Below are 12,525 nucleotides of genomic sequence, written 5' to 3'. Positions count from 1 at the left end.
CACTAATAAGCTCATTTTAATGGTTATTTGTTCTAAACCAATTATAAAAAATGAGATGAACAAACCAAATTTAAGTGCATATTTTCTGCTAGGCTCCAGCAGGCAAAACAAAAATGCAATCTTTTTAGGGCAAAATTTATTAACAAATTATTAATCAATAACAAGCAATTTTTAAGCAAATGTGTAAAATAAAAATTTCTCAAATGTATGTTTTAAAGAAGCAACCTATTTCTTGTTTAGTTCAGTTTAAAAATCACATAAAATTATTTTAGTATGATAGAAAAACTACTTAAACAAATTCAGATCCTTTCATTTCCTGTTGAGCTTAAATCCTGTATCAAGCTATTTATTTTTTTTACGCTATTTACTTGTAGCTTAAAATCAATGGCGCAAACAGAGGTAACCGTAAGAGGCGTTATTAAAGATACTATTGGAGGTTTACCTGGAGTAAACATTAAAGTTTCAGGAACAAATAAAGGAACCAATACCGATTCGGACGGTAAATACACCATTACACTACCACGATCAGGCAAACTTCTTTTTACTGGTATAGGTTATAAACCAAAAACGGTAGCAGTTGCTGATTATACACCAGATGGACAAGGAGTATATGTAATTAATCTTACTTTAGATAGCGATGTTGGCGCTTTAGATGAAGTTGCCGTTGTAGGTTTTGGTACACAAAAGAAAGCGAGCTTGATCAGTTCCATTACAACGATCAATCCTAAAGAATTAAAAGGACCTACAAGTAACCTAACTACAATGATGCAGGGACGTGTGGCTGGTATGATTGCTTATCAGCGAAGTGGTGAGCCTGGATCAGATAATGCACAGTTCTTTATTCGTGGTTTGGGGACTTTTGGAAGCGGGAAACAAGATCCATTGATTTTAATTGATGGTATCGAATCTACCCAAAATGACATGGCACGTTTACAGGCAGATGATATTGCATCTTTTAGTGTTTTAAAAGATGCCACGGCTTCGGCAGTATATGGTGCACGTGGGGCAAATGGAGTAGTATTGATTACAACCAAATCTGGAGAGGCTGGTATGACAAATTTCACAGTTAGATCTGAATCTGCAGTTTCTTCAAATACCAAGAACTTTCAATTTGCAGATAATATTACTTATATGAAGTTGGCAAATGAGGCAGCTTTAACAAGAAATCCAACAGCTGCATTACCCTATTTACAAACAAAAATTGATGCTACGGCAAGAGGAGATAATCCTTTATTATACCCAAGCAATAATTGGATAGAGCAATTAATTAAAGATTATACAGTCAATTATAGAAATAATATTAGTGTTCAGGGTGGTGGAGAAAAAGCGAGATATTATGTTGCTGGAACTTATAATATTGATAACGGCGTACTAAAAGTTGAAGGGATAAATAATTTTAACAACAACGTAAAACTGAAAAATTACTCAGTACGTTCTAATGTGGATATAAATCTGACTAAAACGACGACTGCAGCAATTAGGGTGTATGGTCAGTTTGATGACTACTCGGGTCCTCTTTTAGGATATGATGTAAATGGTAATCCTGTAAATGGAGGTCAGCGAATCTTTAATCAAACTATATGGTCTAATCCTGTTTTGTTTCCTGCGGTTTATCCGTCATCATTATCTCCTTTTGCTACGCATGCATTATTTGGCAATGCAATTACTCCTAATAATGGATTATATGTAAATCCTTATGCAGAGATGGTTAAAGGTTATTCAGAATATAATTCATCAACATTACAAACACAAATTGAGCTAAAACAGGATTTAAATAGCCTTGTTAAAGGTTTAAATGCTAGGTTGATGACTTATGCTAGGAGATATTCTTATTTTGATGTTTCTAGAAGTTACAATCCATTTTTTTATTCCGCTACTGAACAACCAAATGGTAGTACGGGTATACAAGTACTAAATCCAGGTGGACAAGGTTCTATTGGCACAACAGGAACTGAATACTTGGGTTACTCGGAAGGTTTAAAACGACTTAACTCTACTTTTTATGCAGAATTTGCCTTAACATATAATAAAATTTTTGCAAAAAAACATGCCATAAGTGGTATGTTGATTACCACTCTACGAAACTATCTTTCTGGAAACGCTGGTAGCCTCCAAGCTTCATTACCATCTCGTAACCAAGGAGTTTCTGGAAGGGCAACTTATGGATATGATGATAAGTATTTAGTTGAATTTAACTTTGGTTATAACGGCTCTGAACGTTTTGCAGAAAATAATCGTTTTGGATTTTTCCCTTCTGTAGGCTTAGGGTATGTAGTATCTAACGAAGATTTCTTTAAACCATTAACAAAAGTAATTACCAGTTTAAAATTAAGAGCTACTTATGGTTTAGTGGGTAATGATCAAATAGGTGCTGATGGCGATCGTTTCTTCTATATGTCTGAAGTTAACATGAACAATGGTAGCTATGGCGCTACTTTTGGAGAACAATATGGTTATAGTAAAGCTGGTGTTTTGGTAACTAGATACGCCAATCCTCTCATTACTTGGGAGAAATCTGAACAGGTAAACTTTGGAGCAGATTTTAGATTTTTGAACGCATTAGATTTAAACATCGACGTATATAGAAATACCCGTTCAAATATTTTAACAGGACGTACCTATATTCCAACAACAATGGGTCTACAAGCTTCTGTTAGGGCAAATACTAACAAAGCTCAAAATGAGGGTGTAGATTTTGCTGCTGCTTATAACAAATCGTTTGGCAATGGATGGTCAATGCAAATGAGAGGAAACTTTACTTATGCAAAAAGTAAAATTTTAATTAACGACGAGCCTAGTTATCCTACAAGTGAATATTATCGCTCAACAGTAGGTAATTCGACTACACAAAATTATGGTTTAATTGCTGAACGTTTATTTATCGATGATAATGAGGCAAAAAATGCTCCACAGCAATTTGATGGTACTCCAGGATTAACTTATGGGGGTGGAGACATTAAATACAGAGATGTAAATAATGATGGTGTGGTAAACGATCAAGATATTGTACCTATTGGTTTACCAACTACACCAGAAATTATCTATGGATTTGGAGGTACTGTTGGGTATAAAAGTTTAGATTTTAGCTTTTTTTTACAAGGATCTGCTCGATCATCATTTTTTATCAACTCACAAAACATTGCCCCATTTGTGTTAAATGGTGGTAGTCAAAATGGATTGCTACAAGCAATTTCCGATAGCTATTGGTCTGAAGAAAATAGAAATATTTACGCATTATGGCCTCGTTTAAGTCCAAACTTTGTACCTAATAATAATAGAACTTCGACATGGTGGATGAGAAATGGTAATTTCTTGAGATTGAGAAGTGTTGAAGTTGCCTATAATACGCCTCAGAAATTAAACAAGAAAATAGGCTTCAAATCTTTGCGCATTTACGTAAGTGCAACTAACCTAGGGTACATCAGCAGTTTTAATACTTGGGATCCAGAAATGGGGGGCAACGGTTTGGGATATCCAATTCAAGGTACTTATAACTTAGGAATTAGAGCATCATTTTAATTAGGACATTGTTAAAGAAAATAAAATGAAATTTAAAAATATAACAATCATTAAGATTAAAGGGAACATTAAAAACAGGATACTTATTTTATGTTTTACTGCAACCTTATTAAGTTTATCTGCTTGTAAAAAGTATTTGGATATTATTCCAGATAACGTTGCAACAATAGACAATGCCTTTACAATGAGAACGGAGGCAGAAAAATATTTATTCACTTGCTATTCTTTCTTGCCAAAAGATGGCGATCCTCTTTATAATGTAGGCTTTCTATCTGGAGATGAGTTGTGGATTCCTACGCAAGAATGGGAATTTGTATCCTATGCATGGCGTGGGGCAAGAGGCGGACAAAATGCTGCTAACCCTTATATGAACGCTTGGCAAGGAAATTTTCAAGGTGGTGGACCAGGAGACCTTTATGGGCTTTGGAAGGGTATAAGAAACTGTAATATTTTTTTAGATAATGTAAAAGACGAAACAAAAGTTCGCGATTTAAGAGCTGATGAGCGTGCAAGATGGATTGCAGAGGTTACTTTCTTAAAAGCATACTACCACTTCTATTTGCTTCGTATGTACGGGCCAATTCCATTGGTTGACAAAAATATAGATATTAGTGCTCCAGAAGCTGATGTTCGAATCAAGAGAATGCCTTTTGACGAATGTGTTACCTTTATTTCCTCACTTTTAGACGAGGCTGCAGTAAACTTGCCGCCAATTATTACAGATAGAACTACAGAACTTGGCAGAATTACAAAGCCAGTTGCGCTTGCTGTCAAAGCTAAATTATTATTGATGGCAGCTAGTCCATTGTTCAATGGAAATCCAGATTATACATCATTCAAAGATAACGACGGTGTAAGTTTATTCCCAGCTACTTTCAGTGCAGATAAGTGGAAAAATGCTGCAGATGCTGCTAAAATAGCAATTGATGCAGCAGAATTAGCAGGTGCCAAGTTGTACCAATTTCCAGGGTCTACCTTTAAGCTATCTGATACAACAAACTTACAATTAACCTTACGTTGTGCAATTACCGAACGTTGGAATGTGGAGCATATTTGGGCAAACCCAAATAGTAGAACAGATTTTTTACAGCGCACAGCAATGCCTAAATTAGCAGCAGGTGGAGCAAGTGGTGATGCCAGAATGCAATTGGCAGCGCCGTTAAAGATTGCAGAAATGTTTTATTCTAGCAACGGAGTTCCTATTAATGAAGATAAATTAATTAATTTTTCTAATAAATATACCTTAAGAACAGCACTTAAAAGCGAACGCTTTTTTGTTAAAGAAGGTTATGAAACTTCTCGTTTAAATTTTGATAGAGAAGCTCGTTTTTATGCAGATTTAGGCTTCGATGGTGGCGTTTGGTATAAATATGATAGTCCTAGTAACTCTGATGAGAATACTTGGGTTGTAGAAGGAAAATATACACAACTAGCTGGTGCTACACACGTAGGTTTTTACAATGAAACTGGTTATTACTTGAAGAAAGTAGTGGATTGGAACATGACAAATAGTACCAATGGAGTTTCTTATCGTGATTATCCTTGGCCGCAGATTCGTTTGGCAGATTTATACTTAATGTATGCTGAGGCATTAAACGAATCACAAGGCCCAGTTAATAATGTATTCGAATATGTAGATCGTATTAGAAAACGTGCTGGTTTAAAAGGAGTGGTAGAAGCATGGAATAGTTTTTCTAACAATCCAACTAAACCAACAACTAAGGATGGTTTGAGAGAAATCATACACCAAGAACGAGGGATTGAGATGGCTTTTGAAGGTAGTAGATACTGGGATCTTAAAAGATGGAAAAAAGCTGCAGAAGTATTTAACCAACCCATTACTGGATGGAGTGTTTTTCAGGCTAATACTGCAGATTATTATAGGCCTAGAACCATCTATACCCAAAATTTTGTGGCTCCAAGAGATTACTTGGCACCAATTAGAAATTATGATATAACTGTAAATCCTAAACTGGTTCAAAATCCAGGATGGTAGTCGCTAACCAAATTAATTTTTCTAATATGAAAACAATTAAAATGAATTTCTTACTAATGTTAACTATAATAGGGGCATTAGTATCAAGTTGTAAGGTAGATACACTCGAACCACTTGAAAAAAATACGACCCCCCCTGGGCCTGTATCAAATGTAAAATTTACAGCTGGACCTGGTAATGCTGTATTAACTTATGCATTGCCAGCTGATAAGGATTTGTTATACATTAAAGCTGTTTACACGCTTGCAAACGGTCGCGTAATGGAAGTTAAGGCTTCTTATTACGGTAATACTTTAACTGTTGAAGGTTTTGGAGATACTGAAGAGCATGAAGTAAAATTGTATGCTGTAAACCGAAGTGAAATACCATCTACACCAGTTTCAATAAAAGTAAAGCCTTTAGAAAATCCAATTTGGGGTGTTTTTAGAAGCATGCTTGTTGTAGCAGATTTTGGGGGTTTAAGATTTACAGCAACAAATCCTGCAAAAGCAGATTTGGCGATTGAAATTTTAACTGAAGATAGTAAAGGTAGAATGGTGCCCACCACTAAGAATATCTATACTTCTACAGTAGATATTGATAATGCAATTAGAGGTTATGATCCTGTAGAACGAAAGTTTGCAATAACCATAAGAGATAGGTGGTTAAATTATAGTGACACCCTTTACACAACACTTACTCCTTTGTTTGAGGCGGAAATTCCGAAAACTGGCTACAAGGCAGTTACTTTGCCTGGAGATGTGGCACTTCACACTGCAACCGTATTAGGTGGAATGTGGGACGGAGATCTATTAAATTGGCCAAGAGTTACCATGACAAGTTCTGCAGTATTAACGCCGCAGTGGGTTACATTTGACATGGGTAAATTATCTGCATTAAGTCGTATTGTAATATGGGATTATCCTGAATATTTAAACGGACGAACCTATTTCTATGGCGGTAATTTGTTAGATTTTGAGATTTGGGGAACTGATAACCCTCCATCAGACGGAAGCTTTACCAACTGGACAAAGCTTGGAACATTTAAAGCTAAAAAACCTTCTGGATCTGCTTACGGGACTAATACAACTGAAGATATTGCTGCTGGACAGGCAGGATTAAATTACACGTTTGATGTTGGAATACCAAAAGTTAGGTACTTGCGCATCAAGAGCTTGAAAAATTGGCAAGGAACAACATTCATGTCAATCGGCGAGCTTCAAGTATATGGTGATCCAAGATAATGTATAACGCTTTTATGAGTATTAAGATGAAAAATAATATTAAAAAATTAAACAAGAACCTGCTATTCGTAGGCTTGGCTATGCTATTGGTAGGCATTATATCTTCATGTGATAAAATGGATGCTTATAAGAAATTCACCAAAGAGGGCGAAATATCCTATACTGGGAAATTAGACTCGGTTAAAATTAATTCTGGGAGATACCGTGTATTGTTAAATGGCTTGTTCCTTGCAGATCCAAAGGTTAAAAAATGTGTGGTATACTGGAATAACAGAGTCGATTCCATTGTTATTCCTGTTACTAGAACAACCAATGTTGATACACTCAAATTGTTTATCAATAACATCACAGAAGGAGTTCAGAATTTTATAATCTATACCTATGATAATGCTGGTAATAAGTCCATTCCAGTATATAGAACTGGAAGAGTTTATGGAGATAGGTACCAATCTACTTTAACTAATAGAGGTATAAACTCAGCCTTTACCAATGAAAGTGGTGTTTCTACCATAGAATGGGGAGGAATGGATAGGGTAAGTGGTGTGTTTGCTACAGAAATGATTTATACAGATAACTCTAATGTAGAGAAAGCAGTTAGAATCCCTATTGATGTGAATAACTACATCATTCCAAACTTTAAGGAAAAGGGAACGATTAAATATCGTACACTATTTCTACCGGATACGTTAAGTATTGATACTTTTTATACTGCCTATGAAAATATGTACATCCCTAAATTTAGTAAGATAGACGTAACTTCTACTTACCTTAAAAATGCAGGTGCTAATGTTACTTTTTCATCAATTAACGCTAATAGATGGGGCATATTAAATGATTGGATTACTAGTCCCTCAGTTAAAAATGCAAGTGGTTTTGGTGGCTATGAAAAAAGAAGCAATGTTGGGTTTATTTCGTTAGAAGCGGGTTGGGGATTACCAAATGTTACTGATGGTAAAATTTATCAGACCATAAACCTACCTGCAGGTAGGTATAGGTTAGAAATTGTAATGAACGATTTTAATGCTGGAGGATCTAGATATTTAACTGTGGCAGAAGGCACTTCAATACCAAATGTAGCTAATATTACGAGTTCTAGTATTGCATTCTCAAATTTAGAAAGTAAGTTGCTCAACTTTAATTTGGATCAGGCTAAACAGGTTTCTATTGGATTTGCGGCTAATTTAACAGGTACAAGTAGTACAGGTATGTATGCAAAAATAGCATCGGTAAGACTTTACCAAATTAATTTTCTATAAATAAAATCTTCTTTAAGAATCTATGGGAGCTCAAAACTCCTATAGATTTTTTAAATGTATCGCCGCAAGTCAATTTTTATCATTAATTGACTTCCATTTATTACTCCAACAAACAAATGAAAATTAATACTCCTATTTTAATTCTTGCTGCAATTTTGCTAATACATTGTAAAAAGGCAGAGAAAACAAGTAATGTTATAAGTGGTAATCCCATTGTAAACACAGGGACAATACCTAAGGTGCAAACGGCTATACTTAAAAATATTACGACAATTACCGCCCAGAGTGGTGGTATTACAATAGATAATGGCGGTAGTACAATTAAGGAACGTGGCCTTGTTTTAAGCTTAAATCCTCTGCCAACAATAGCCGATACAAAATTTGGCACAACAAGTATTACGGGTGCTGGAGAATTTACAAGTGAAATTACTGGAATTAAAGCAGGTACAAAATATTTTGTACGAGCTTATGCAGTTAATAATAATGGCATTGGTTATGGAAACGAAATTTCTTTTACAACTACTGCTATTGGCAATGCTAGTTTTAATTTTACACCTCTATTTATTGTGGGAGCCACACTCGCAACCTGTGATATGGAAATAATAAATGATGGTGGAGATAATGTTACCGAACGGGGTTTAGTGTATGGTTTAATTGAAAACCCAACTATAAACGATAATAAAGTTAAACACAATAATGCAGGTGTAGGTGGCTATAGGTTAATGATCAAAGGGCTTTTAGAAAAAACAAATTATCATGTTAGGGCTTATGCCATTAATGCTAAAGGAGTAAGTTATAGCAATAATGTTCAGTTTAAAACCATTCCTAAAGGAAAAATCACCTACACTTTTAATAAAGCTACAAATCCTACTACCGAACAGCTCGAAGCTTATGCTCGTTTACAGGTGGCTGTAGATAGTGCTACATGGTACTTAAGCAATTATACCTCTGCGACAAAACATGTTTATTTAAACTATGTAGAAGGTACGTCAACTGCCGATGCTAATAATGAAGGATGGATGCGTTTTGGTACTAATGCTGGTTTTCAAAATTTAAGAACAATGTTGCATGAAATGAACCATACGCTTGGTACAGGTACCACAAGTTGGTGGACAAGTAAAATTGTTGGCGGCAAATTTCAAGGGCAATACACAAATGAACTCTTAAGAAAAATACAACGTAACTCAACAGTGCAATTAAGTGGAGACACCCAACATTGGTGGCCTTTTGGACTGAATCAAAATTCTGAGGTAAGCTCTAGTTGGGATTATGTTTACAATTGTATCTTAATAGAAGCCATGAGAAAAGATGGTTTGCCTACAGCTACAAGTGGCCCGTATAATCCTTAAAACACATTAGTAATAAAATAATACATAAATGAACTTTAAAAGACTAATTCCCCTAACATTAATTGCGTTAATGTTTGCTGTGCCTTTAATGGCCCAAAACAACGATTGGGAAAATCCAAAGCTGGTAGATCAAGGTAAAGAAAAAGCTCACGTTACCTTTATGCTTTTCGATTCAGAAAAGGAGGTAATTGAAGATGATTATACTAAATCGGCCTATTATCAATCTTTAAATGGACAATGGAAATTTAATTATGTAGATAAATATGCAGACCGAGTTAAAGATTTTTATAAAACTGATTTAAATGACGGTGGTTGGGCGAATATTAATGTGCCCTCAAATTGGGAATTGAATGGTTTTGGTGTGCCAATTTATACCAATATAACTTACCCACACCCTAAAAACCCACCTTTTATTGGTGAAAATAATCCAGTGGGTACCTATCGCAAGACTTTTTCCATCCCAGAGAACTGGGAAGAGAGAGAAACCTTAATCCATTTTGGTTCTATTTCTGGTTGTGCTTTTATTTATGTAAATGGTAAAAAAGTTGGCATTACAAAGGCTTCAAAAACACCAGCAGAATTTAACATTACTCCATTTCTTAAAAAAGGAGTTAACCAATTAGCTGTTCAGGTTTTTCGTTGGCACGATGGAAGTTATTTAGAAGACCAAGATTTTTGGCGTTTAAGTGGGATAGAACGTAATGTGTATCTTTTTTCTATGCCAAAACAAACAGTTTGGGATTTCTTTTTAAAAGGAGATCTAGATAAAACTTATACTAATGGTTTGTTTACGGCCGCAATTGATGTGAGGAAATTTGCAAAAACCGAACTCGCGGGTGGCTCAATCGTAGTTTCTTTATTAGATAAAAGCGGGAAATCTGTATTTCAAAAAACTCAAGTTTTTAGTGCGGCAGCTGATACTATCCAGACTGTTAATTTATCAGGTACGATTAAAAATCCATTAAAATGGAATGCAGAACAACCTAATTTATACAGTTGTATGATCACCTTAAAAGATAATAAGGGCAAACAATTAGCGATTACTGGAGCAAAAATGGGTTTCAGAAAAGTGGAGATTAAAAATGCACAATTGCTAATTAATGGGGTGGCAACTTATGTGCATGGTGTAAATAGGCATGAACATGATGATGTAACTGGGCATACCACTTCTAAAGAATTGATGTTAAAAGATATTCGTTTAATGAAAGAGTTTAACATTAATGCAGTTAGACTTTCGCATTATCCCAATGATCCTCTTTGGTATAAACTATGTGATGAATATGGACTTTATTTAGTAGATGAAGCCAACATTGAAACGCATGCAATGGGTGCTGAATTGCAGGGTTGGTTTGATAAAACAAAACACCCCGCTTATTTGCCAGAATGGGCAGCAGCACATACAGATAGAACGGTTAGAATGGTAGAGCGAGATAAAAACCATGCTTCAATTATCATTTGGTCTTTAGGGAATGAATCTGGTAATGGGCCAGTGTTTCACGATAACTATAAGTGGATTAAACAAAGAGACAATACTCGTCCGGTTCAGTTTGAACAGGCTGGTGAAGATTGGAATACAGACATCGTTTGTCCAATGTATCCAAGCATTGGCAGCATGAAAAGATATGCTGCTGACACTTCAAAAAACAGACCTTATATTATGTGCGAATATTCTCATGCAATGGGAAATAGCAATGGAAATTTCCAAGAATATTTTGACATTATTAGGAATAGCAAACACATGCAGGGTGGCTTTATATGGGATTGGGTTGACCAAGGCATAAAGACTAAAGATGCTAATGGTAAAACTTTTTGGGCTTATGGAGGTGATTTAGGTGGTTTTTATTGGCAAAATGATGAAAATGGGGTTGCTGATGGAATGATCAGTTCTGATAGAACGCCAGATCCTGCAGCATATGAGATTAAAAAGGTTTATCAATATATCCAATTTACTTCGAATGATATTTCGAAAGGGAGTTTAACTATTGAAAATTTGCACGACTTTACAAATCTTAATGAATATAACTTTAAATGGGAATTGGTCAGCAACGGCAAAGTATTTAAAGAAGGAACATTTGGTGTTGCTTTAAGTCCGCATCTAAAGAAGGAAGTAAAACTTACACTTCCAATGATAAAAACAATGGAAGGAACAGAGTTTTATTTGAATGTGTATGCTTATCGTAAAATCGCATCAGCCATGCTGCCAACTGGATTTGAAGTTGCGAAGGAGCAATTTAAATACGCAGGAGACTTTTTTACTAAAAGTAAAAAAACAGAAACAGTATTAAAAACAAGCACAAAAGAGAACAAATTAAGTTTTGATGCTGGTGATGTACACGGCGAGTTTGATACAAAAACTGGAAGATTTACCAGATACAGCAAAGACAATGGAGGTTCTCTAAATAGTTTCCCAGAACCTTATTTTTGGAGGGCACCAACCGATAATGATTTTGGTAATAATATGCCATCTAGATTGGGTATTTGGCGCTCGGCACACGACAATAAAAAGCTATTGAATGTTGAAGTTGCAAAACAAACAGATAGCGGTCTATTAATTCACGTTAGCTATGAGTTAAGCAATATTAAAGTTCCCTATACCATAGCTTACTTAATTACAAACGATGGAGCTGTAAAAGTTACCGCGTCTATGGATATGACTGGTAGAGATTTGCCAGAGCTACCAAGATTTGGGATGAGGACGGAATTATCACAGCGATATGGCAATTTGAGTTATTATGGTCGCGGTCCACATGAAAATTATAGCGATAGAAACTCCTCTTCTTTAGTAGGCTTATATAGCGATAAAGTAGAAAATCAATTTTATAAAGGATATATCAGACCACAAGAAAGTGGTAATAAAACTGATGTGAGGTGGTTAAGTCTAACTGATGAACAGGGAAAAGGGATTTTAATTGAAGGTTTGCAACCACTTTCGTTCACGGCAATCAATCATTCTACTGAAGATTTAGATCCAGGCTTAACCAAAAAACAACAACATCCAACTGATCTTCCCGTAAAAAGAAACGTCTTTCTAAATATAGATCTTAAACAACGCGGTGTTGGTGGTGATGACAGTTGGGGTGCATTACCACATCCTCCTTATAGGTTAATGGAAAAAAAATATAGCTATAGTTATACCATAAGATTGATAAGTAAAGATAATGCGCAGGCAAAATAAGATTCAT

The 12,525-nt window shown here is 35.3% G+C and carries 6 protein-coding genes; all 6 read left to right on the top strand.

The genetic code is table 11. From position 1 onward, the window contains the following. The first annotated feature begins 273 nt into the window (after positions 1 to 273). The 6 genes from EZ428_RS08105 to EZ428_RS08080 all read left to right on the top strand — a co-directional run bounded on the left by EZ428_RS08105 (position 274) and on the right by EZ428_RS08080 (position 12,518). Positions 274 to 3,519: a SusC/RagA family TonB-linked outer membrane protein gene (locus tag EZ428_RS08105; RefSeq protein WP_205945647.1), complete on the top strand. Its 3,246-nt coding sequence runs from the start codon at positions 274 to 276 to the stop codon at positions 3,517 to 3,519. A gap of 25 nt (positions 3,520 to 3,544) precedes the next feature. Further along, positions 3,545 to 5,515, top strand: a complete 1,971-nt coding sequence (locus tag EZ428_RS08100) for a RagB/SusD family nutrient uptake outer membrane protein (protein WP_131552652.1) — start codon at positions 3,545 to 3,547, stop codon at positions 5,513 to 5,515. A gap of 26 nt (positions 5,516 to 5,541) precedes the next feature. Then, on the top strand, positions 5,542 to 6,738 hold the full coding sequence (locus EZ428_RS08095) for a DUF5000 domain-containing lipoprotein (protein ID WP_165501735.1): 1,197 nt from the start codon (positions 5,542 to 5,544) through the stop codon (positions 6,736 to 6,738). 26 nt (positions 6,739 to 6,764) lie between these two features. Beyond that, positions 6,765 to 7,994 (top strand): DUF4998 domain-containing protein, encoded by a 1,230-nt coding sequence (locus EZ428_RS08090; RefSeq protein ID WP_165501734.1) that lies wholly within the window; start codon positions 6,765 to 6,767, stop codon positions 7,992 to 7,994. A gap of 116 nt (positions 7,995 to 8,110) precedes the next feature. Next, positions 8,111 to 9,343, top strand: coding sequence for a hypothetical protein (locus EZ428_RS08085; protein WP_131552649.1), 1,233 nt, complete (start codon positions 8,111 to 8,113; stop codon positions 9,341 to 9,343). Positions 9,344 to 9,371: 28 nt separating this feature from the next. Next, the gene (locus EZ428_RS08080) at positions 9,372 to 12,518 is read left to right on the top strand and encodes a glycoside hydrolase family 2 TIM barrel-domain containing protein (protein WP_131552648.1); all 3,147 of its coding nucleotides are present in this window, start codon (positions 9,372 to 9,374) and stop codon (positions 12,516 to 12,518) included. The last annotated feature ends 7 nt before the right edge of the window (positions 12,519 to 12,525 follow it).

Origin of the sequence: Pedobacter frigiditerrae (assembly GCF_004331645.1) — a bacterium.
Classification (GTDB): Bacteria; Bacteroidota; Bacteroidia; order Sphingobacteriales; family Sphingobacteriaceae; genus Pedobacter; species Pedobacter frigiditerrae.
The sequence above is the reverse complement of the archived record's forward strand: the minus strand, read 5'-3'. Positions and strand labels throughout refer to the sequence as shown.

Excerpts from the sequence above, each read along its gene's own strand:
- EZ428_RS08095 (WP_165501735.1), top strand. The coding sequence starts at position 5,542 with ATGAAAACAATTAAAATGAATTTCTTACTAATGTTAACTATAATAGGG.
- EZ428_RS08090 (WP_165501734.1), top strand. The coding sequence starts at position 6,765 with ATGAAAAATAATATTAAAAAATTAAACAAGAACCTGCTATTCGTAGGC.
- EZ428_RS08105 (WP_205945647.1), top strand. The coding sequence starts at position 274 with ATGATAGAAAAACTACTTAAACAAATTCAGATCCTTTCATTTCCTGTT.
- EZ428_RS08100 (WP_131552652.1), top strand. The coding sequence starts at position 3,545 with ATGAAATTTAAAAATATAACAATCATTAAGATTAAAGGGAACATTAAA.
- EZ428_RS08085 (WP_131552649.1), top strand. The coding sequence starts at position 8,111 with ATGAAAATTAATACTCCTATTTTAATTCTTGCTGCAATTTTGCTAATA.
- EZ428_RS08080 (WP_131552648.1), top strand. The coding sequence starts at position 9,372 with ATGAACTTTAAAAGACTAATTCCCCTAACATTAATTGCGTTAATGTTT.